Source organism: Pseudomonas sp. UFMG81 (genome assembly GCF_015354575.1).
Taxonomy (GTDB): Bacteria; Pseudomonadota; Gammaproteobacteria; order Pseudomonadales; family Pseudomonadaceae; genus Aquipseudomonas.
On record NZ_JACAFQ010000021.1, the window covers coordinates 24,964 to 45,724 of the forward strand.

The 20,761-nt window shown below is 65.0% G+C and carries 16 protein-coding genes and 1 pseudogene; 2 read left to right on the top strand and 15 right to left on the bottom strand.

The genetic code is table 11. From position 1 onward, the window contains the following. Positions 1 to 88 precede the first annotated feature (88 nt). Genes IX761_RS16680 through wecB form a run of 4 tightly spaced genes read right to left on the bottom strand, consistent with a single transcriptional unit; the run spans position 89 to position 7,246 of the window. Positions 89 to 922, bottom strand: coding sequence for a DUF4434 family protein (locus tag IX761_RS16680; RefSeq protein ID WP_194790670.1), 834 nt, complete (start codon positions 920 to 922; stop codon positions 89 to 91). Next, the gene (locus tag IX761_RS16685; RefSeq protein ID WP_194790671.1) at positions 922 to 3,924 is read right to left on the bottom strand and encodes a phage receptor; all 3,003 of its coding nucleotides are present in this window, start codon (positions 3,922 to 3,924) and stop codon (positions 922 to 924) included. Before IX761_RS16685 ends, IX761_RS16680 begins: the two co-directional genes overlap by 1 nt. Beyond that, positions 3,921 to 6,095, bottom strand: coding sequence for a cyclic di-3',5'-guanylate-activated glycosyltransferase NrfB (nrfB, locus tag IX761_RS16690; RefSeq protein ID WP_194790672.1), 2,175 nt, complete (start codon positions 6,093 to 6,095; stop codon positions 3,921 to 3,923). Before nrfB ends, IX761_RS16685 begins: the two co-directional genes overlap by 4 nt. Then, entirely contained in the window at positions 6,092 to 7,246 is a 1,155-nt protein-coding gene (wecB, locus tag IX761_RS16695; RefSeq protein ID WP_194790673.1) for a non-hydrolyzing UDP-N-acetylglucosamine 2-epimerase, read from the bottom strand. The genes nrfB and wecB overlap by 4 nt, the downstream gene beginning before the upstream one ends. 252 nt (positions 7,247 to 7,498) lie before the next feature. Here wecB and IX761_RS16700 point away from each other — a divergent pair, with 252 nt between their 5' ends. Together IX761_RS16700 and ilvA are read left to right on the top strand one after the other, a co-directional pair. Then, the gene (locus IX761_RS16700; RefSeq protein WP_194790674.1) at positions 7,499 to 7,936 is read left to right on the top strand and encodes a PACE efflux transporter; all 438 of its coding nucleotides are present in this window, start codon (positions 7,499 to 7,501) and stop codon (positions 7,934 to 7,936) included. 187 nt (positions 7,937 to 8,123) lie between these two features. Continuing rightward, positions 8,124 to 9,680, top strand: a complete 1,557-nt coding sequence (gene ilvA, locus IX761_RS16705) for a threonine ammonia-lyase, biosynthetic (RefSeq protein WP_194790675.1) — start codon at positions 8,124 to 8,126, stop codon at positions 9,678 to 9,680. A 107-nt stretch (positions 9,681 to 9,787) separates the two neighbouring features. Here the strand turns inward: ilvA and IX761_RS16710 are convergent, their stop codons facing one another. The 11 genes and pseudogenes from IX761_RS16710 to IX761_RS27665 form a co-directional block, all read right to left on the bottom strand. Beyond that, positions 9,788 to 11,980: an LTA synthase family protein gene (locus IX761_RS16710; protein WP_228533641.1), complete on the bottom strand. Its 2,193-nt coding sequence runs from the start codon at positions 11,978 to 11,980 to the stop codon at positions 9,788 to 9,790. Between the two features lie 145 nt (positions 11,981 to 12,125). Further along, complete coding sequence (locus tag IX761_RS16715) at positions 12,126 to 13,406, bottom strand: hypothetical protein (RefSeq protein WP_194790677.1); 1,281 nt, start codon at positions 13,404 to 13,406, stop codon at positions 12,126 to 12,128. Between the two features lie 46 nt (positions 13,407 to 13,452). After that, positions 13,453 to 14,199, bottom strand: coding sequence for a hypothetical protein (locus IX761_RS16720; RefSeq protein ID WP_194790678.1), 747 nt, complete (start codon positions 14,197 to 14,199; stop codon positions 13,453 to 13,455). A gap of 35 nt (positions 14,200 to 14,234) precedes the next feature. Further along, complete coding sequence (locus IX761_RS16725) at positions 14,235 to 14,915, bottom strand: C39 family peptidase (protein ID WP_194790679.1); 681 nt, start codon at positions 14,913 to 14,915, stop codon at positions 14,235 to 14,237. 65 nt (positions 14,916 to 14,980) lie between these two features. Continuing rightward, positions 14,981 to 16,468: a heme utilization protein gene (locus IX761_RS16730; RefSeq protein WP_194790680.1), complete on the bottom strand. Its 1,488-nt coding sequence runs from the start codon at positions 16,466 to 16,468 to the stop codon at positions 14,981 to 14,983. Positions 16,469 to 16,517: 49 nt separating this feature from the next. Beyond that, positions 16,518 to 17,090 carry an adhesin gene (locus IX761_RS16735; RefSeq protein ID WP_194790681.1) on the bottom strand — a complete coding sequence of 191 codons (573 nt, stop codon included), beginning with the start codon at positions 17,088 to 17,090 and terminating at the stop codon, positions 16,518 to 16,520. A 1-nt stretch (position 17,091) separates the two neighbouring features. Further along, on the bottom strand, positions 17,092 to 17,508 hold the full coding sequence (locus IX761_RS16740; RefSeq protein ID WP_228533643.1) for a hypothetical protein: 417 nt from the start codon (positions 17,506 to 17,508) through the stop codon (positions 17,092 to 17,094). A 318-nt stretch (positions 17,509 to 17,826) separates the two neighbouring features. Next, a complete protein-coding gene (locus IX761_RS16745) occupies positions 17,827 to 18,378 on the bottom strand; it encodes an AAA family ATPase (protein ID WP_194790683.1) in 552 nt (183 codons plus the stop codon). Further along, entirely contained in the window at positions 18,375 to 18,941 is a 567-nt protein-coding gene (gene pnuC, locus IX761_RS16750) for a nicotinamide riboside transporter PnuC (RefSeq protein WP_194790684.1), read from the bottom strand. The genes IX761_RS16745 and pnuC overlap by 4 nt, the downstream gene beginning before the upstream one ends. A gap of 133 nt (positions 18,942 to 19,074) precedes the next feature. Beyond that, a complete protein-coding gene (locus tag IX761_RS27660; protein WP_416366794.1) occupies positions 19,075 to 19,809 on the bottom strand; it encodes a methyl-accepting chemotaxis protein in 735 nt (244 codons plus the stop codon). Positions 19,810 to 19,947: 138 nt separating this feature from the next. Next, a pseudogene (locus IX761_RS27665) lies at positions 19,948 to 20,709 on the bottom strand (cache domain-containing protein); the annotation flags it as partial. Positions 20,710 to 20,761 lie beyond the last annotated feature (52 nt).

The window sequence follows — 20,761 nt, forward strand, 5'->3', positions numbered from 1 at the left end:
ATTGTGCGACACAGTTGGATGGGGCTGCTCTGCAGCCCTTTCGCGACACAAGGCCGCTCCTACACAAGCTAGCGATAGGGCGCCTCGATCAGTCCAGTGTCAGCACACTCCTGCTCCACGGCCGGTAACGCAAAGCGAACACCGCCTCTGGGTGACAGCCGCCGGTCAACGCCGGCTGTGCAGGCTCGGCGCGGAACGGCTGCGCACTGAGCTGGCGAAACGCCTCGCGCACGATGCCCACCCGGCATGGCAGGGCTTGCTCATAGGCCATACGCACCATCGGCGCCAAGCGCCCGGTCCCCGCGCCATCCTGCCACCAGACTTTCAGGCCCAGGCCTGCCAGCTGGTCCAGCCACGCCCCATTGACCCGCGGTGAGAGCTGTCCGGCACTGAACGCGCTGATATGCAGCGGCTTGTCCAACTGCCGGTTGAATGCCTGCAATTGGCTGTACAGCGCTGCCCGGCGCTCGGCGTCGCGAAAGTGCAAGTCGTCCAGCTCCAGTGGCAGGTACCAGCCGGCCACCGGTAACTGCCAATGCTCGCGCACTTGCTGGTACTGGCTGAGGGACTGCCCTAGCTGGGCCTTGAAGTAGCTGTTCAAACCTTCGCCGTCGAGCTGCTCCAGGCGTTGATAGTAGGCTGGGTCCATGTACAAGCCCATTACCAGTTCCAGGCCTTGCGCGCGGGCCTCGCGCAGGCTGGCGGCGAGCCAGCCGTCGGCGCCGCCGAAGTCGCTGTCGCCGTAGGCGCTCCATTGCACGATCAGGGTCTTGCCACCCTGGGCCACGGTGGCCCGCCACAGTTGCTGCCATTGCGCCGGCGTGACCGTGGCATCGCGGTTGAGCGGTTGGTAGAACAGGCGCTGGTCGGCCAGGGCGGGCAGGCACAGGGCAAGCAGGCAGGCGAGCAGGAGGTTGCGCATCAGAAGTTCATCTCCACACCCAACAGCACACCGTTGGCCCGCTCATAGAGGTTGCCACCCAGCGATTGCTGGTACTCGGCGCGCACTTTCAGGGTGCCGCGGTAGGCGTTGTAGCGGTCGTCGTCGAACCACCACTGCCAGCGCACGCCTACGCCCGTGCGGGCATCCTGGCGCCAGTCGTTGCTTGGGTCCTGGCTTGAGAATTCGAGGAAACCGTAGGGCATGATCGTTTGCGGCGAGTCACCGCGCAGCTTCCAGGCATGCCCCTGCTGGAAGCGCGACAGCCAGGCGTGGTCGCCGGCGCGGGTCCACCAGGCGGCGTCGAGGTAGAGGAAGCGCTCGTCCCAATCGTCCTCGTCGATACGCCAGTCGTTGCGGTAGCGCCCCTGGTCGAGGAACGACGCGGTGGCGCGCAGCAGCAGGTCGTTGCTCGATTCGGCGTTGTGGCGCAGGTCGCCCCAGTTGCCGCCGACCTTGGCCGGGCTGAGCAATTCGCCCAGGCTCAGGCCACTGTAATGGTCGCTGTCGATCTGGCGCTGGTGGTAGAGCTCGGCGTACAGGTTGAGGTTGGCCTGGCCCAGCGGCTTGTAGCGCAGGCCCACGCCGGTGCCCATGCTCTGGGCGTAGTCGGTGCGGCTCTGGCCACCAAACAGCACCCGGCCGTACACCGACAGGGTGCTGCCGTTGCGGCTGGGTTCTTCGCCCAGGGCGTGGTCCCACATGGCCAGCTGCACGTTCTGCGACTGGGCGCGGCGCGAGCTGCCGCTGCGCTGGCCGGTGTCGAGGAACTTGTCGTTGGTCGAGGTGCCGGCGGGCGACCAGGTGCTGGCCAGGGTGATGCTGTCACGCCGCGAAAGCGCTTCGTGGGCGCGGCGCTGGCGGTACTTGCGCGCCTCCAGGCTGCCGTACTCGTCGTCACCGTCGACCAGGTTCTGCTCTACGTCCAGCACCCGGCGCAGTTCGCGGCGGGCGGCGGCGCTGTTCTCGGCCTCGTCGTAGCGCAGGGCGAGGGTTTCGCCCAGGCGGTAGTCCTCGGGGAAGTCGCGGGTGGCGTGCTCCAGGTAGGGGATCGACTGGCGCCGTTGCTGTTTGTCCGGCGAGGCGGACAGGCGCATGCCGTAGTCGGCGCGATAACGGGGTTGATCCGGCGCCAGGCGGACCGCCTCGGCCAGCCAGGCGGTGCTCTGGGCGCTGTCGCCAGCCTGTTGGGCGGTGCTGGCGGCGGCATAGTAATGGTCGGCGCGGGGGGCGTGGCGCAGGGCTTCGCGCTGGTAGGCCAGGGCCTGCTGGGCATCGCCCTGGCGCTCGGCGATGGCGGCACCCAGTGCCCAGTCATCGGCGCTGTTGTGCGCGGCGGCATCCCAGTGGCGGCGTGCGGCGTTGGCATCGCCGGCATTCAAGGCGCCGCGGGCGGCAGTGAGACGGGCGTTGTCGGTCCAGGCATTGGCCGGCAGGCTGTTCCAGATCGGCAAGGCCGCCTCGGAGTCGCCGGAGGCTTCCAGGGCGTAGGCCAACGGTAGCCGGCTGTTGGTGTCGCCCAAGCGCTCGGCGGCCTGGTAGTAGACCACCGCTTCACCGGGCTGTCCGGGCATGGCGCAGCGGCCAAGGGCGCGGTACTGGCCGGCCTCGGTGGGGTTGGCTGGGGTCACCCTTCGCACGGCCTCGCACTGGCCATTCTCGGCCAGGCGCCCGAGCAATTGAGCGCGGGTCGCCGCGTCCACCCGTGGCACCAGGGCGAGCATGCGCGGGGTGTTCAGCGGCCCGTCGTCACGGGCGTAGAGATTGCCCAAGCGCTGCAGCAGCGAGGCGGGCAGCCGGCCCTGGCGCCGGTCGTAGGCCTGTTCGACCAGCTGGCGGGCACGTTCGGCATGGCCTTGCTGTAGCAGCATGAAGCTCGCCTGCTCCAGGGCGGCGAGGTCGCCGGTCTGGCGGTAACGCTGCTCCCACTGTGCCGCGGTGCGCGGTTGCGCGGGTTGGGGCGGGTCGCCGTACAGGCGTTGCTTGAGGATGGCAAAGGCGCGTGGGTCGTCGTTGGCCTGGCATTGGCTCAGTTGCTCGCGGGCCAGGGTCAGGTCCTTGCGCGACAGCCAATCGACCGTTTCCAGGCACGGGCGCCCCAGTTCATTGCTCAGGCGCCGCACCAGCGCCGCGTCGTCACCCTGGCGGGCCAGCTCCCACAGCTGCTGGCGTTGCTCGGGTTGTTGCAGCTGTTCGGCGGGCAGGCTGCGCAACCAGCGTTCAGCCTGCTGGTTGTGGCCCATGGCAATGGTGCGTTCGGCCATGGCCAGGCGTGCCTGGGTCGCCGCTTGCGGCGAAGGGGCGCTGGGCAGGAGTGCGTTCAGGCCCTGCTCATCGACCTGCTGAATGTAGGCGTTGGCCAGGCGCTGCCAGTCCTGTGGGGGTAATTGCCCCTTGCTGGCCAAGGGTTGCAGCTGGTCGATGGTTTCCCCCCAGTTGCGCAATTGTTCGGCGAAGTTGGCCCGAGCCAGGCGCAACACCATACCGTCGTCCCGTGGCGGCAACTGGTTGAGCCAGTCGAGGGCGCGGCGGGCGCCGCCGAACTTGGCCAGGCTCAGGCTGTAGGCCTGCCACAGGCGCACGCGCTGGTTGGCGTTGCTGGTGGCCAGCCAGCCCTCGACCTGGCTGGCCGGCGGCGGGTCCTGTTCGATCCAGGTCAGGCGCAGCTCCAGCAGGGCGTCGGCGTATTCGGGGTTGTCGTCGAGGTCTTCGGCAATGGCCTGGGCGTCCTTGTAGCGGCGCTGGTGGGCCAGGGCCTCGGCGAGCAGGGCGCGGGCCTCGTTGTTGTTGGGCACGCGCTTGAGCACATGGCGGGTCAGACGTTCCACCTCGGCCCAGTTGTCGCGCTGCGCCTCGCGGTAGCCGCGCTCCATGAACGGGAAGCTGGTGAAGCGTTGGAAGTCGGTCATTGGTGGGGTGGGAGCGGCCTGGGCGGTGGCGCATAGCAGCAGGCTGGCGAAGGTCAGGGAAACACGGGGCTTCATGCCACCTCCCGGGTCAGGTCGTAGGCGGCCTGCTGCTCGCGGGCCTGTTCGGCGAGGGCCTGGCGCAGCACGTCTTCGGTGATGATGCCGCGGGCGATCAGGTGTTCGCCCAGGCTTTGGGTCTCGGGGTCGAAGTCGATCAGCGCCTGGTTGAACAGGGTCGCCGGCACCATGCCGCGTACCTGCAGCAGGGCGCCGAGCATGACCTGGTGGCTGCTGACCTTTTCCAGCAACTCGACGTCATCCTGGTGGCGCTCCAGCACCTTCAGCATTTCGCGGGTCTCGGGCTTCTGCCAGGGGCTGGGGTAGTGGTAGCGCAGGCCCAGGGTGACCCGGCCCTGGGGGGCCAGCCGCGCGCGCACCGGGCACTTGAGCTGACGGCTGATCACCCCCAGCGAAACCTGGCTGACCGGGCTTTCGCTGGCCAGCACCAGGGTATCGCCGTCCTCGTCCACCGGTAGCACGCCGTAGTGGGTGGCCAGCTTGCGTGGCAGCTTGGCGATCAGCTGTGGGTTGATCTTGAACGGGTTGAGTGGTGCCCACGGCAGGTCCAGTTGCGCAGCCAGGGCCTCGGCCAGCTGTTCGCTGTTCAGCCAGCCGCGCAGCAGCAGCTCACGGCCCAGGCGCCGGCGCACCGGGCTGGTGATGGCCTGGTGCAGTTGCTCTTCGCTGATCAGCCCTTTCTCCACCAGGCGCTGGCCCAGGGGGATGCGCGCTGGCGAGGCGAGGGCGGGGAATTCGTGGGTGGTCTTGTCCCAGGCCACCCGTCGCGAGTCGCCCATTTCCATCACCTGGCGCAGGGCGCGCAGGTTGGCGAAGAAGTTGACGAAGTTGCTCCACATCATCCGTGGCGCCGACAACAGGCCCTCGAAGATGCCGTAGTAACGGGTGACGAACCAGCCGCGCTGGAACAGGCGGTTGACCAGCAGCAGACCGTTGAGCCAGAGCAGTACGCTGAGCAGGCGGCTGTCGCTGAGGATCGACATGAAGCGCCAGGAATCCGGGGCGATCACGGTGACCAGCCACATGGCCAGCAGCACCAGCAGCAACAGGTTGACCAGGAAACTCAGCAGGTAGGCGAACAGCCCGCGGCGGTCGCGCCAGAGGAAGTAGTTGAGCGCGCCGGTGCGGCTCCAGCCGAGGTTGCTGGTGCCCTGGAACACGATACCGACGATCCACCGCGATTTCTGGCGAATGGCATGCTGCCAGTCGCGGGGGAAGTGCTCGCGCACGCAGATCACCTGGGCGAACTCGCGGCTCATGCCGGGGCGCCACGTCTGTTTGAGGGCCAGTGCCGGGTCGGTGATCGAGTAGCGGGCGAAGATGCACTTCATGCCCTTTTGCTTGAGGCGAAAACCGATGTCGTAGTCCTCGGTCAGCGACTGCACGTCGAAGGCGATGCCATCGCCGTCCTCCAGCAGGGCGCTGATCGCCCGGCGGCTGAAGCAGGTGCCCACGCCGGCGCTGGGTACCTGGCCGGTGAGCGCTTCGCGCACGATCACGTCCTTGCCGTGGTTCTCGGCGAACTCGTCGACATAGTGCCCGGCGGTAAAGCCCTTCCATTCCGGGGCGTAGGGGTACACCGGGATCTGAATCATGTCCTTGTTCGGCAACAGGTAGTTGAACAGGCGCAGTTCCATGGGCGAGATGACGTCCTCGGCGTCATGCAGGATGAAACCGGCGAACTCGATGCGCGCGTCCTGCTGGAAACGCAGGATGGCGTCGATGATGTTGTTCAGGCAGTCGGCCTTGCTGGTGGGGCCGGGGCGGGCGCAGACCACCTTGTGCACGTTGGGGTAGTGCAGGCACACGGCATCGACGTCGGCCTGGGTCTGTGGGTCGTTGGGGTAGGTGCCGACGAAGATCTGGTAGTTCTCGTAGTCGATGGTCGAGGCCGCCAAGCGTGCCATCTCGCCGACCACACCGACTTCGTTCCAGGCCGGGACCATGATCGCCAGGGGTTTTTCCGGCACCTCGAACAGGCGCTTCTCGTCGGCCTTCTCGAACTTGTCATAGATGCGGAAGCGGCGGACCAGCTTGCGCCCCCAGTAGCACAGGTCGATGAACAGGTCGTCCAGGCCCAGCAGGAACATCAGGCTCGCCAGGATGATGGCGAGGATCTTCAGGCCGAACAGTACATAGGTGAGGAAATCGATGAAGGCCAGGCTCATGCGTCGGCCCGTGTGCTGGCTTGTTCGGCGAACCAGCGGGTCAGGCGTTCGGCGATGCGTTCGCTGGCATGGCCGTCACCGAACGGTGTGTAGACCCTCGCCATGCGGGCGTAGGCCGCGGGGTCGTCGAGCAGTTGACTGGTTTCCTGGACGATGCGCTCGGTGAGGGTGCCGACCAGTTTGACCGTACCGCCCTTGAGCACGGCGGGGCGCTCGGTGACCTTGCGCAGCACCAGCACCGGCTTGCCCAGCGCGGGCGCTTCTTCCTGCACGCCGCCGGAGTCGGTGAGGATGATATGGGCACGGTTCATCAGCCAGACGAAGTGCGGATAGTCCTGGGGGGCGACCAGGTGGATGTTGTCGCGGCCAGACAGCACGCTGTACACGGCATGCTGCACCTGCGGGTTGAGGTGCACCGGGTAGACGAACTGCACGTCCGGGTAGCGCAGGGCTAGTTCGGCCAGGGCCAGGCAGATGCGTTCGAAGCCGCTGCCGAAGTTTTCCCGGCGGTGGCCGGTGACCAGCACCATGCGCTGGTCATCGCGCAATGCATTGAGCGGGGAGTTGGCGGCGGGGCGCCAGTTGTCCTGCTTGAGCTTGTCGCGCATCCACAGCAACGCATCGATCACCGTGTTGCCGGTGACCGCTATGTGTTCCGGGGGCACGCCTTCGCGGATCAGGTTGGCGTCCGAGTCGCGGGTGGGGGTGAAGTGCAGGTCGGCGAGTACGCCGGTCAGGCGCCGGTTGGCTTCTTCCGGCCAGGGTTGCTGCAGGTTGCCGGTGCGCAGGCCGGCTTCGACATGGCCGATGGGGATGTGCCGGTGGAAGGCGGCCAGCGAGGCGATGAAACTGGTGGTGGTGTCGCCATGCACCAGCACGATGTCCGGCTTGGCCTGCTCATAGGCCTGGTCGAGCTTGTCCAGCAGGTCGCGGGCCAGGCCGTTGAGAGTCTGGTTCTGGGTCATCACCTGCAGGTCCTGGTCCACCGTGAGGCCGAAGGCGGTGAGCACCTGCTCGAGCATTTCGCGGTGCTGGCCGGTGGAGCAGATATGCAGGTTCACCTCGGGCCAGTGGCGCAGCACCCGGGCCAAGGGGGCCATCTTGATCGCTTCAGGGCGGGTACCGAAAACCATCATGACGGTGTAGGCCATTGGGCATGTCCTCGTTCGATTCCTTGTCCGAAGTTGTACGACTTGTCACCACGTGCAGAAGATAGATACAAGCAGCCCAACGGCGGGTTGTCCAATGCGTGGCGTGCGCCCTGGGCAGCGCGCCACGCATGAGCGCAGGCGGGCTGGTGCGGGCGAGTTGTTGACGGGACAATCAACAAAATGTGCATCTGCGGCTGTTTCTTGTAGCCGACTTCTTGTAGCGTTGGGGGTCTTTTCCGAAGGGAGCCGCACATGCAAGGCAAGGCGCGCAAGATCGTCCAGGCCATCCTCTACGAGGCCATCGCCGTGGCCTGCGTGGCGCCGGCGCTGGAACTGGCGTTCGGCGCTGGCATGGCCGAGTCGACGGTGCTGTCGATCCTCATGTCGGCCATCGCCATGAGCTGGAACATGGCGTTCAACTGGGCGTTCGAGCGTTGGGAAGCACGCCAGCACAAGCGCAGCCGCACGTTCCTGCGCCGGTTGCTGCATGCCCTGGGCTTCGAAGGTGGGCTGGTGCTGATCCTGCTGCCGCTGGTGGCGTACTGGTTGAATATCAGCCTGTGGGCGGCGCTGGTCACCAACCTGGCGTTGTTCGTGTTCTTCTTCGTCTACGCGTTCGTGTTCCAGTGGGGCTTCGACAAGGTCTTCGATGTGCCGGTGTCGGCACAGGAAGCCCCCAAGGGGTGTTGACTTCCCACAAGCGCGCAGGATAAGTTCCCTGCCCATGACCACATTCCCGCACCTGCGCACCGCCAGCATTATTATTACCGCCATTATCGGATTGGCGGGCTAGCGCGTACGTGCACCGAACCCGCCCTGGAGGCGGGTTTCTTCTCTCTGACTCCTGGGCAACAACGTAGAAGACCAGGAGTCATCGATGACCAACTTGAGCGTCAGCCCTCGTACCACGCCCCAGCAACTGCTGTCCGAGCAAGTGCGCCGCATTCTCGGCGCGCCGGTCTACGACCTGGCCATCGAAACCCCGTTGCAGCCGGCCCCGGCGCTGTCCGCGACCCTGGGCAACCAGGTGCTGCTCAAGCGCGAAGATCTGCAACCGACCTTCTCCTTCAAGATCCGCGGTGCCTACACCCGGCTGTCGCGCTTGAACAGCGACCAACGCGCGCGCGGGGTGATCACCGCCTCCGCTGGCAACCATGCCCAAGGCGTGGCGCTGGCTGCCTCGCACCTGGGCATCAAGGCCACTATCGTGATGCCGACCACCACGCCCTCGCTCAAGGTCGAGGGGGTGCGTTCGCGGGGCGGCCATGTGGTGCTGCATGGCGAGAGTTTCCCGCATGCGCTGGCCCATGCGCTGGCCCTGGCCGACAGCGACGGCGCAACCTTCGTGCCACCCTTCGACGACCCGGACGTGATCGCTGGCCAAGGCACCGTGGCCATGGAAATCCTGCGCCAGCACCCGGGCCCGTTGCACGCGATCTTCGTGCCGGTGGGCGGCGGCGGGCTGGTGGCCGGGATCGCCGCCTACGTGAAGTACCTGCGCCCGGAGGTGAAGGTGATCGGCGTCGAGCCCGAAGACTCCAACTGCCTGCAGGCCGCCATGGCTGCTGGCGAGCGGGTGATCCTGCCACAGGTGGGCACCTTCGCCGACGGCGTGGCGGTGGCGCAGATCGGTGCCCACTGCTTCGAATTGTGCCGGCACTTCGTCGATGAGGTGGTGACGGTCAGCAGTGACGAGCTGTGCGCGGCGATCAAGGACATCTACGACGACACCCGCTCGATCACCGAACCGTCCGGCGCGCTGGCGGTAGCTGGGATCAAGAAGTATGTGGCCCGCGAGGGCGTGCGAGGACAGACGCTGGTGGCCATCGACTCCGGCGCCAACGTCAACTTCGACCGCCTGCGCCATGTCGCCGAGCGCGCGGAGTTGGGTGAGCAGCGCGAGGCGGTCATCGCCGTGACCATCCCCGAGCAACCCGGCAGTTTCCGCGCGTTCTGCCAGGCCCTGGGCAAGCGCCAGATCACCGAGTTCAACTATCGCTATTACCCGGGGCGGGAGGCGCGGTTGTTCGTGGGGGTGCAGACCCATCCGCAACACGACCCGCGTGAGCAGTTGCTGGCCAGCCTGGCCGGGCAGGGCTACCAGGTGCTCGACCTGACCGACAACGAGTTGGCCAAGCTGCATGTGCGCCACACCGTCGGTGGGCATGCGGCACCTGGGGTGAACGAGCGGGTACTGCGCTTCGAATTCCCCGAACGGCCGGGGGCGTTGCTGGGCTTCTTGGAACGCCTGGGCAAGCGTTGGAACATCAGCTTGTTCCACTACCGCAACCATGGTGCGGCTGAAGCGCGGGTGTTCGCTGCGCTGGAAGTGCCGGATGATGAGTTGGCAGGGCTGCCGGAGGCGCTGGCGGCGATGGGGTATCGCTACTGGGACGAGACCGATAACCCTGCGTATCGGCTGTTCCTGGGGTGAGGGCCGGGCCCGAGCTCAGTTTGAGATCGCTGGGGCTGCTGTGCCGCGATCGGGGCGCGCAGCGGCCCCAGCAATACCAGCCCCTGCGCGAAAATTGAACGGGCGCCTCAGCTGGACTGAGCTATGTGGTCGTCAACCAGCTCCGGCGCCGGCTCCTCTTCGCCCGGCAATGCGGTGATCACGCTGAAATCGCTGACTTCAACCTCGCCGCCGCCGTAGCCCAGCAGGTGGAAGGAGAAGGCCTTGCGCACCGTCGGGTTGTCGAAGTCGAACTCCATTTCCAGCGGCTGGGCGGCGGTCACCAACACTTCTTCAGGCAGGCCCAGTGGTACATCCTGCTCGCTTTCCTTGGCTTTGAGGCGGATGTAGGCGTCGTGGCGCGGATCCAGCGCGCGCACCTTGATCCGCACTTTGGTGCGCGAACCTTCGGGCATTTCCAGGTACTGGGCACCGATCAGGTTGTCGGCCCAGTCGTCGCGGATGCGTTCATGCAGGGCGATGGGTGATGGGCCGCCGAACTGGTAGCGCAGGTTGAGCGGGGTCTGCAGCAGCGATTGGTCCAGGGTTGCGGCCAGCAAGTTGACCTGCGGCCCGAGGCGGTCGTCGCCACGGCCGAGGAACTTGGCCTGCTCAGCGATGAAGCCTGGGCTGGCGTAACGCCGGCAGCGCTGCTGGAAATCGCATTCGCTAAGGGTGCCTTGGCCGTCGTGGTAGCGCAGCACGCCGTTGGTGTAGCTGATCATTTCCCGGCCGCTGTCGTAGTCGCGGTATAGCGAACGCCCGGCCAGCGCTGCGGGGATCGGCAGGGCGAAGTAGTCGAGTAGCGAGGTGGCCAGGTCGATGTGGCCATAGGTGCCGTTTTTCAGGTGTGGCAGCTGTTTCTGTTCGGGTGCCAGTGTCAGGTTGAAGCCCCAGGACGAGGCCAGGCGCACCCCGTCGATACCGTGGGATTCGTCCGAGGTGATGACGACCAGGGTGTCCTTGAGTACACCCTGGCGTTCCAGGCCGTCGAGGAAACTGCCCAGGGCATCGTCGAGGTAGGCGACCGCGGCCTGCTTGGCGGTGGCGTAACGTTGCAGGTAATCCTCGGGCGCGGAGTAGGGCTGGTGGGTGCCGACGGTGAGCAGGGTGAGCATCCAGGGCTGCTTCTGCTTGCGCAACGTCCCGACATAGTCCAGCGCACCCTCGAAGAAGGCTCGGTCGTCCTTGCCCCAGGGGAATTCCAGATAATTGTCGTTGTTGAACCACTCCAGGCCATGCACCGCGTCGAAGCCGATGTGCGGCATGATCCGGTCCTTGGCCATGAAACGCAGGCCGGCGCCCTGCAAGTAGTGGGTGCTGAAACCGGCTTGCCGCAACTGGGCCGGCAGGCAGGCCTGGTTGCGCAGGTCTTGGGTCAGCAGTTCGACGCCCTTGGGGGTGCCGTTGGCCAGCTTGTCGTAGTCGCCGCAGAGCATGGCGTACAGGCCGCGGATGGTCTGGTGGGTGTGCAGCACGTAGTCGGGGGTGTTCATGCCGCGCTCGGCCCAACGGCTGAGGTTGGGCATCAGGTCGTCGTCGAAGTGGCTGCCGATGGCCTGGCGATTGGCGCGGATATAGGCGCCGGGGATGCCTTCGAGGGTGATCACCAGCAGGTTGCGCGCGGTACCGGGGCCGGTCAGCAGCTTCTGGCCGTTGAGGTCGGCCTGGGTCAGGCCTGCGGTGGGCAGCGGGGTGATCGGCGTTTCACCGACGGCCAGCACTCGGGCGCGGTGCTGCAGTTCGCCGCTGGCAGCCGACAGTAGTTGGTGTGGCAGGTTGTACTGGCGCCACTGGTCGGCGTCGGAGGGCAGCCACTGCTGGCTGGCCCAATGCCCGGCAAACAGCAGGGCGGGCACTGCCCAGAGCGTGCGCGGCAGCTGCGTGGCGCGCTGGCCGCGACTGCGCCAGGCGCTGGCCAGTAGCATCAGCAGCGCGGCCGCCAGCAATCCGGGCAACCAGGGATGGGCGAGGGCACCGCCGGTGGAGTTTTCCATGAACTGCGGGTCGAACAGGTAGTGCAGGTCGGTCTGGTTGGGCAGGCGGCCGACGGCGCTGACCAGTTCGGCAGAGGCTACCAGCAACCCGCCCCAGGCCAGCAGCACGGGGAGTGCGAGCCAAGTGGGCCAGCGGCGCAGCAGCAACACCAGCAGGCTGCCGATGGCAAGGTCGGAGAGGTAGCCCAGCGGATCGGACCAACCCAGCAGGGCACGGACGACCAGGGGGATGACCAGCAGCAGCGTCACCAGGGCCAACAGCCGGGCGCGGGGCCGGCCGAACATGTTTCTCACGTAAGCATTCCTCTTGCCATCAAATCGTCACACAAAAGTGCTGGATGATATCAGGCCAGAGGTAGGACGGTGGCGTAGGACAAGGCTGGTTACTAAAACCTGGGCTCGCACAGCGAGCCCGTATACGCCGAAACCTTCAGAAGTAATACGGGAATTTCAGGCTGAAGGAGAAGTCCGGTGCGTCGTCGGTCAGGCCGATGGCCAGGTTGGGCACGATGGTCAGGTTGTCGGTGGCGGCGAAGGTCAAGCCGATGTTGAAGTTGGCCGCGTTGTAGTCGCTGTTGCTGATCGATTGCCAGTCGCCGCCGTCGGGCTTGATCTTGCTCTTGCGGGCGAACTGGTCGGTGACCGAGAACGACATGCTCATGCGCTCGTTCAGGGCGAAGGCGATACCGCCGCCGATCTGCCACGAATCGCCGAGTTTCACGTCACCCTTGACCTTGCTGTTGACCTGCGGGCTGATGTCGCTGAACGAGTCCTGCATGTTGTAGGTGTAGGACAGGCTGCCGAACAGCACAGCGGGGTCGAAGGTCTTGACCAGCGAGATGCCCGGGGTGATCGCCCATACACCGTTGCCGGTGGGCAGGTCTTCTGGGATCGCCAGGTTGTCGTTGCCGGGATCCTGCTGCAGCTTGATCCCGTACGGGTCCTTGCCGGTGGGCGCCTTGATGCGCAGCGTGGCGACCGCGTCGGGCCAGTTTTCCGATTCATCGATGAACTTGTAGGCCACCCCGACGTTGACGTCGCCAATGGTCGGGTCGCGGGTGACGGTGCCATCGGACGTTACCCCGGCCGCACCGCCCGCGCCCCCGGAGGAGTAAGTCGACTCGCGATAGACGATGGGCACGTTGACGTCGAACTGCCAGCGCTGGTCCATGTTGTAGCGAGCTGTGAGGTCCAGGGTCCAGTTGTCGGCCTTGATGCGGTCGATGTTGATGTTGCCGAGGAAGATCGAGTCGAGTGCCAGGAAACCGTTGAGGGTCAGCGCGCGGGTGTCGTAGTGGGTGTAGGTCAGGCCGGTTTCGACGCTGAACTTGCCGCCACCGAAGAAGCCGCTGGCCTCGTCGTACAGGTTGGACACGCTTTGTGCAGGCTGGGAGTCGTCCTGCAGCGACTGGCCATAGGAGCTTCCGGACGTGCCCGGTGTGCCAGAAGCCACGGTCTGCGCGCCCTTGACCCCTTCGGCGGGGGATTTGACCAGGCGTTTGGGGGCGGGAGCCGGCGGCGCTTCTTCGACCTGCCTCAGGCGTTGCTCCAGCACCATCAATGCATTCTGCTGCGCCTCGTAGCGCTGTTTCAGTGCGATCAGCTCCTGTTTCAGTGCTTCGACCTGTGGGTCCGTTGCTGCCTGCAGCAGGGTGGCCGGGGCCAGGGTACTCAAACAAAGGATGGTTCTGAACGTCAACAAACGATGCATGGATTAGCCGTCCCTTCTGACTGCATACGATGAGACTGAGCGTAGATCAGTATCCGAGATTGCGAAGACCTTTGAGTTGGTCCAGGTTGGCGTTCATCGGGCCCGCCGTGGCGGGGTTGTCGCGCAGCACTACATTGAGCGAGGTGAGGTTGCGCACCTGGTTGCTGCTGCCAAGCAAGGTGGTGTTCTGCATCAAGCCGCCCTGGGCCAGGCGCTGCACGGTATTACCCTGGTTGTTGTTGGCGACGATGTTCATCTGTACGCCGTTGCCGCTTGAGGAAACACTCAGCGAGCCTGCGCCATTGGAACTGGTCAGCGTCGACCCGGCTGCCAGCGCCTGGCCTTGCGGTTGGCTGGCCGACGCCTCGTTGCCCCGGGCGACATTGATGTCGACACCGTTATAGGCGGTGTTGTAGTCGCCCGCCGCGCGCACCACCTGGGTGACCCCCTCGGTGGTGTTGAGGCCGCCGCCGCCAGTGACGGTACCGGTGCCGGCGCTTGTCGACTGCGACGAGCCGCTGCCTTTGCGGTCGATCATCGACACGTAGAACTGCGGTTTGATGGTCGATTGCCGGATCTGCATCGAGGACGTGGCGCCGATCACTTCACCGTTGGCGTTTTGCCAGCTGCTGGTCATGACGATGCCGAAACTGACGATCCGCCCCGGCATCACATAGCGCCCGCGCAGGTTCGCCAGTTCCTGGTCCTTCAACTCGATGGGTTTGAACGACTCTGCCTGAACAGGCAAGCTGGCGGCGAGGCAGGCCGCGACCAGCCAGAATGGCGTCTTCATGGGTTGCTCCCCAGGGCCTCTTGCCCCGAATCTTGTTAGAAGAAGTCGCTTTGAATGAAGCCGAAGTCCAGCAGCTCGGCGTCCTTCACGGGTGTGAAGTGGTCGATGCGGTTCTTGGCACTGAGGGGCAGCGGTGGGTCGAGCAGGGCATTGCCCTTGTCGTAACCCTGGCCGATGACGGCGAAGATGATGCCGTTCCAACCCTTGACGAAATCGTCGAGCTTGAAGCGTTTGTGGCCCAGCACCGGGTCACCGATGTACACCCAGCCCTTGTCGACGCGCTGCATCACCACGAAGTGCTTGTAGCCGCGGATGTCCATCAGCACCACCACGGGGATGCGGATGTCGTGCAAGGTTTCGGGGGCCACCCGGTAGCCACGGGCACGCATGCCCAGGCTTTCCACGTAGCGTTTCATGTCGAGCATCGAGAAGCCCTGGGTGCGGACCTGGTCCTGGTCGGCATTGGCCAGCATGCCCTCGATCACTTGGTGTTCGTCCACGTCCAGCCAGTAGGCCTGGCGCAGGATGGTCGCCAGCGAAGCGGCGCCACAGCTGAAGTCGGTTTTCTGTTGCACCAGATCGGCGAACTTGCGTTCGCGGATGCTCTGGATGGGTTTGTAGATCACTCCGCCGCCCGGCAGGACGGACAACGGCATCTGGGCTGCTTCGCTCACACTGGCCAGGCACAGCAGGAACGCCAAGGCGATAATGCGCATGTTCGATGCCCCCATCGGTCTTGTTAGAAGAAGGCCCCCCGAAGGGGGCCTCCAGGTTGCCGCTATCAGAACGAGGTGTTGGAGATGGCCAGCGAGTTGCTCTGCTGGTTGCCCACACCGGCTGCCACGTTGACGCCCAGGTTGCCGCTGCCACCGTTCACCGAGCCACTCAGGGTGGCGGTGTTGGTCACAGGGTTGGCCCAGCCGGTCGGGGTCAGCACTTGGAACGAGACGCTGTTGCTCAGTGCGTACTCGCTAGCCTCGCTGTAGCTCTTCGAGATGCTGTCCGAAGATTGCGAGGATTTCTCGCCGGCCTTCTCGTAAGCCGAAGCGTTGGCTTTTTCCCAGGCCGATTCGTGTGCCTTCTCGTACGAAGAGTCGCGAGACTTGTCATACGACGAGTCGCGGGTCCGGTCGAACGAAGAGTCATACGCCTTCTCGAACGACGAGTTCAGAGACTTGTCGAACGACGAGTTGCTGGCCGACTCGTGCGACTTGTCGATCGATGCATCAAGCGAGGCATTGAGCGAGGCGTCGAAGTCGGAGCTACGCGAGCGAGTGAAGTTGCCGAAGGTTTGCGACGAAGAGGCACTGCCCGAAGCGCTGGCATCGAGCGAAGCGTTCACCGAAGCGCTCGACGACGAGCTGTGGTCGCTGCTGGCGGTGCCATTGGCATTCCAGCTGTTGGAGCCGCTGGCATTCATGCTGTTGGAGCCGCTGGAGCTGCTGCTGTTGGAGCCGCTGGCAGTCATGCTGCTAGAGCCGCTGGAGCTGCTGCTGTGCGAACCACTGGAGCTGCTGCTGTTGGACCCACTGGCGCTGTAGCTGGAGCTGGAGCTCTTGTCGACGCTGGCATCGAACGAGCCACTGCGCGAGGACGAACCACTCTTGGTGGTGGTGAAGGTCAGCGTGTCGATGGTGTACGTGCGGTCGGCGCTGTTGGTGACCTCCAGGCCAGGCCCATTCTGGTTGGCCGAGGCGGTCGCGGTGGAGTTGCCGATAGGCGCACTGTTGTTGGCAATGGCCATGGTGTTTTTCTGCTGGTTCAGGTCGCCGCCAGCGATGTTCACACCCACGTTGCCGCTGCTGCCATCAGCCGAGCCACTCATGACCGCAGAGTTCTGGGTCGAGTAGTTGTACACCTTGTTGTTGTTGCTGTACTGGTCGACCTTGGCGGTAGCGGTAGCCGAGCCGAACACGAAGCTGTTGTCGATCGCGGCATTGTCGGACGCGGTGTTGGCGATGGCCGCTGCGTTGTCCTGCTGGTTGCCGTTACCGGCTGCCACGTTGACGCCCACGTTACCGCTGGCGCCAGCAGCGGAGCTGCTCATTTCGGCTTCGTTGACGGTGCCTTCGTTGCGGATCCGGTTACCGGTGCTTCTCTGCACATCGGTAGCTTTGGCGGTGGCACTGGTGTAGACCGCTTTAGCCGGTGGGGTGTGGTGGTTGTTGTGGCCATGGCCACGCCTGTCGTTCTGATCCGCTTGTGCAGCAACAGCCATGACCGCAGCAATTGCGAAAACCAGAGGCTTGATTGCCATCGAGGGTTTCATGGTGTTTCTCCGTCTTTTTTTGGTTAAGTGTTGTACTTACCTGTTTGGGTCATTCCGCGACCCGGACGCTGAAGGTGTTGGCCATGCGGTTTCCCACCCCGGCGCTCTGATTCAACTGAATCACCCCACGGCTGCCGGTGAATGCCTGGTCGCTGGTGCTGACCTGGCGATAGCCGGGAGCGGAGTCAGTTGCATCGGAGTTGTTGAGCAGCGCCACGTTCTGTTGCATGAGGACGCTGTCATCGAGACTTTGTGGCTGGGCACTGATGCTGATGCGCAGTGCGTTGGCTTGCTGGGTACTGGCGCCTGCGCTCTGGTTGACACCCAGTGCACCGCTGCCGTGGCTGAAGGCATTGCCCTGGATATTGGCCTGGCTGTCCCTGGCGGAGTCGACCGTGACCCGCAGGCGCTGGCGAATCTCGGTTGTCGCACTGGCCGCGTGGCCGCTGGCCAGGGCGCGGGCGTTGGCTTGTTGCTGGAAGTCGCCGGCCGCCTGGTTGACCGCCATGTTGCCCTGATACTGGGCGGCGGAGCTGTCGATGGTGGCGTTGTCGATGATCGGGGATTGAGCGAAGGCCGGTGCACTGCAGAACGTGGCCAGAATCAGCAGCGAATGCCTCATCTCATTTGCCTCCGGTCAGCATCTGCAGGGGCGCCAGGCCGCGCTGCACGCTGGAGTTGACCATGTTGGCGATACCATTGCCCGAGCCTGTGCCACGCCCGGCAGCGAGGTTGGGCAGCTGGTTCTGATGGCTCATGTTGCCGCCGATGTTGTTGGTCTGTTGGGTGACCAGGGAGGAGATGCCGGCACCGCTGCTGATGCTGGCGAAGTCGCCGTCGCTCAGTTCGTTGGTCTGCTTGATGACCTGCGCGGAGGGGTTGGCATTGACCGTGGTCGGGGAGGGGTCTGGGATCAGCGGGGCACGTGTGGCCTGACGCACCTGCACATCACGAATGATGGTGATGACGCCATTTTCGGCCTGGGCCGTCAGGCTCAGGCTCGCCCCCAGTGCACAGCCGACCAGCAGCAGGCAAGACATGCCTTTTTCGAATTTCCTCACGGTGGCAACTCCTTCTCTCGGGCGCTGGTCGTTCAGCGTTGCGAGGACTGAGAGCAGAAGCTGTGCCGCTTTTGGTTTTCGCAATAAAAACAGCACGTTGCCATTGCAAACTAGAAACAGTGCGTTTCAGGTGTGTCAGGGCTGAAACAACACGCCTCGGGTGAGGGCGGCAAGGCGCTTAGCACGGGGGATGCGAGGCGGTTGTCGGGTGCTGTCTCAGCGTTGAGACACATCCCTCGGTTGTGGGTTGCGGCCCCCATTGACGGGGGCCACAGGCAGGTGGGCTGTATCAGTGGGTTAACATTCGGTGGCGCAGGCTGGCACCTGGCCATCGAGCAGCCGCGCCACGGCGGCAAGGGCGGCGGCGCTGCGTTGCGACCAGTCGCCCTCGATGATCTGGAACGGTCGTTGATGGCCCGTAAGCCAGTGCAGGCTGTCGGTGAAGAACGTTTGGCGCAGCTCAAGCGCGGGCTGGCAGCGCATGCCATCGTCGACCCAGGTCACCCCTTCGGGGCGCAGCAGCAGGTGCAGATCATAGTGCCGCGCATTCAGTGCCTGCTCGATCCAGGCTGGGCAATCGCCGAACAACGCGCGGCTCCAGAGGATATTGCTGAGCAGATGAGTGTCGAGAATCAGCAGGGCCGGGGCCTGTTGCCGGGCCTGCTCCTCCCACTGCAACTGGCCACGAGCGATGGCCGGGATGTCGGCGTAGCAGGTGTCGCGCTGCTCGCGCTCGATGAAATGACGTACGTACTCGCCCACCACCACGCCGCCGAAGTGGGCCTGGATCTCGCCACTGAGCCAGCTCTTGCCGCTGGACTCCGGCCCGCACAGCACCAGGGTCTTCATGCGCTGGCCAGCGCCGGGTCGCGACGCCACTCCAGCCAGCCGCGCACGGCGATCAGGGTGAACAGCCCATATAGCGCGGCGGTGAGGTACAGGCCCTGGTACAGGAACAGGCCGACGAAAATCACGTCCACCACCACCCACAGCGCCCAGCATTGCAGGCGCTTTTGCGCCATCCACAGCTGCGCCACCAGGCTGAAGCCAGTCAGCGCTGCATCCAGCCAGGGTTGGGTGGCATCGGTGTAGTGGGTCATGGCCGCGCCCAGCACCAGGCTGACCAGCAGGCCTGCGGCCAGCCCCTTGAGCATCGACGCCATGGGCAGACGGGTCAGCTGGCGGGCGTCCTCGACCCGGTCCGGGCGGGTCCACTGCCACCAGCCGTATAGCTGCAACACCGCGTACACCAGCTGCAGCAGCATGTTCGAATACAGTTTCATCCCGAAGAAGATCCAGCTGTACAGCACCACCATCACCAGGCCGATCGGCCAGCACCAGGGGTTCTGCTTGACGGTGAGCCAGACGGCGATGACGCCGAGCGCGGCGGCGAAGAGTTCGAGGCCGGACATCGGCGATCCTTCAAAGCGGGGAAGGGCGCGATGCTACAAGCAACCCGCTACAAGCTACAAGCTTCGACGTGGTGCGCATCCTGTCGAGGCCCGCGCAGGGCCGGTTTTGCTTGCAGCTTGTTGCTTGTCGCTGCTACACGCGGAACTGGCGCAGCAACTGCTCCAGGTCGTCGCTCAGGCGTGCCAGGGCAGTACCGGCATCACTGGACTGGCGCGCCGCCTCGGCGGTCTGTTGCGACAGCCCGGCGGTTTCGGTGACGTTGCGGTTGATCTCTTCGACCACATGCGATTGCTGCAAGGTGGCACTGGCGATCGAGGCGTTGAGCGCGCCCAGGTTGTTCAGCGCCTGGCTGATGGCGTCCAGGCTGGTGCCAGCCTCGCGCGCTTGCTCGACGGTCTGGCGCGAGGCTTCGCTGCTGGTGTCGATGGCCTTGACCGCTGCCTCGGACTGCCCTTGCAGGTGCTCGATCATGGTCTGGATCTCGGCGGTGGACTGGGCGGTGCGCTGGGCCAACAGGCGCACTTCGTCGGCGACCACGGCGAAACCACGGCCCTGCTCGCCGGCACGGGCCGCTTCGATGGCGGCGTTGAGCGCGAGCAGATTGGTCTGTTCGGCAATGGCGCGGATCACTTCCAGCACCCCACCGATCTTGGTGCTGTGGTTGGCCAGCTCACGGATCACCTGCACCGCTTGCTCGATGGTCGCCGACAGTCGGTCGATCTGCTGCAGGCTGCCATGGATGGCCTGTTGGCCATGGCCGACCTGCTGCTGGGCGCTGCGCATCTCGCTGGCCGCCTGTTCGGCATGCTTGGCCACATCGTGCACGGCGTAGCTGACTTCGTTGATCGCGGTGGCCACCTGGTCCATCTGCAGCGATTGCTGGGTACTGCGGGCCTGGGCAGCGCCAGCGTTGTCGCCAACATGGCCAGCCGATTCGGCCAGCGCGTGGGCGGCGCCTTGCAACTGGCCGACCACACCCTGCAACTTGCCGTTGAAGCGGTTGAAGTGCTCGCCCAGGTGGGTGATCTCGTCGCGGCCGTGGGTGTCCAGGCGCCGGGTCAGGTCACTCTCGCCGCTGGCAATGTTGCCCATGGCCTGAACCGCTTCCTGCAAGGGGCGGGCGATGCTGCGGGCGATCAACATGACCACCAGGGCCATCAGCAGGGCGATACCGATGCCCACCAGCGAGGCATCGCGCAGTTGGCGGGCGAACTCGGCCTGGACGTCGTCGATGTACACGCCCGAACCGATGACCCAACCCCAAGGCTTGAACAGCTGGATGTACGAGGTCTTGGCCACTGGCTCGCTGGCGCCGGGCTTGGGCCAGCGGTAGTCGACCGGGCCCGCGCCCTGTTCGCGGGCGAGCTTGACCATTTCGTTGAACACGGCGAAACCGTCGGGGTCGCGGATCGCCGAGAGGTCCTGGCCGTCGAGCTTGGGGTTGGCCGGGTGCATGATCATCTTCGGTTGCAGGTCGTTGATCCAGAAGTAGTCGTTCTGGTCGTAGCGCAGCCCGCGCACCACCAGCAAGGCTTGTTGCTGGGCGGCTTCGCGGCTGAGGGTGCCGGCGGCCTCCAGGCCCTGGTAGTAGGCCAGCACGCCTGCGGCGGTCTGCACCACGTGGCGGGTTTTCTCGGCCTTGGCCTGGTACAGGTCTCCATGCAGCTGACGCAGCATCAGCAGCCCCAGCACCAGCAGCATGGCTACGGCCACCACCAGGATCAGCCACAGGCGGCGGCTGATCGACATCGACCTCAGGGTCTTCATGATGCATTACTCCAGACTTGTTCTTTTTATTGACGGCATCCAAGCATGCTTT

Bases quoted from the DNA above. Each gene is read 5' to 3' on its own strand.
- IX761_RS16715 (WP_194790677.1), bottom strand. From the start codon at position 13,406: ATGCATCGTTTGTTGACGTTCAGAACCATCCTTTGTTTGAGTACCCTG.
- pnuC (WP_194790684.1), bottom strand. From the start codon at position 18,941: ATGTCCGGCCTCGAACTCTTCGCCGCCGCGCTCGGCGTCATCGCCGTC.
- IX761_RS16725 (WP_194790679.1), bottom strand. From the start codon at position 14,915: ATGCGCATTATCGCCTTGGCGTTCCTGCTGTGCCTGGCCAGTGTGAGC.
- IX761_RS16680 (WP_194790670.1), bottom strand. From the start codon at position 922: ATGCGCAACCTCCTGCTCGCCTGCCTGCTTGCCCTGTGCCTGCCCGCC.
- nrfB (WP_194790672.1), bottom strand. From the start codon at position 6,095: ATGAGCCTGGCCTTCATCGATTTCCTCACCTATGTACTGTTCGGCCTG.
- IX761_RS16745 (WP_194790683.1), bottom strand. From the start codon at position 18,378: ATGAAGACCCTGGTGCTGTGCGGGCCGGAGTCCAGCGGCAAGAGCTGG.
- IX761_RS27660 (WP_416366794.1), bottom strand. From the start codon at position 19,809: ATGGACCAGGTGGCCACCGCGATCAACGAAGTCAGCTACGCCGTGCAC.
- IX761_RS16730 (WP_194790680.1), bottom strand. From the start codon at position 16,468: ATGAAACCCTCGATGGCAATCAAGCCTCTGGTTTTCGCAATTGCTGCG.
- IX761_RS16710 (WP_228533641.1), bottom strand. From the start codon at position 11,980: ATGTTCGGCCGGCCCCGCGCCCGGCTGTTGGCCCTGGTGACGCTGCTG.
- IX761_RS16740 (WP_228533643.1), bottom strand. From the start codon at position 17,508: ATGTCTTGCCTGCTGCTGGTCGGCTGTGCACTGGGGGCGAGCCTGAGC.
- ilvA (WP_194790675.1), top strand. From the start codon at position 8,124: ATGACCAACTTGAGCGTCAGCCCTCGTACCACGCCCCAGCAACTGCTG.
- IX761_RS16685 (WP_194790671.1), bottom strand. From the start codon at position 3,924: ATGAAGCCCCGTGTTTCCCTGACCTTCGCCAGCCTGCTGCTATGCGCC.
- IX761_RS16735 (WP_194790681.1), bottom strand. From the start codon at position 17,090: ATGAGGCATTCGCTGCTGATTCTGGCCACGTTCTGCAGTGCACCGGCC.
- IX761_RS16720 (WP_194790678.1), bottom strand. From the start codon at position 14,199: ATGAAGACGCCATTCTGGCTGGTCGCGGCCTGCCTCGCCGCCAGCTTG.
- wecB (WP_194790673.1), bottom strand. From the start codon at position 7,246: ATGGCCTACACCGTCATGATGGTTTTCGGTACCCGCCCTGAAGCGATC.
- IX761_RS16700 (WP_194790674.1), top strand. From the start codon at position 7,499: ATGCAAGGCAAGGCGCGCAAGATCGTCCAGGCCATCCTCTACGAGGCC.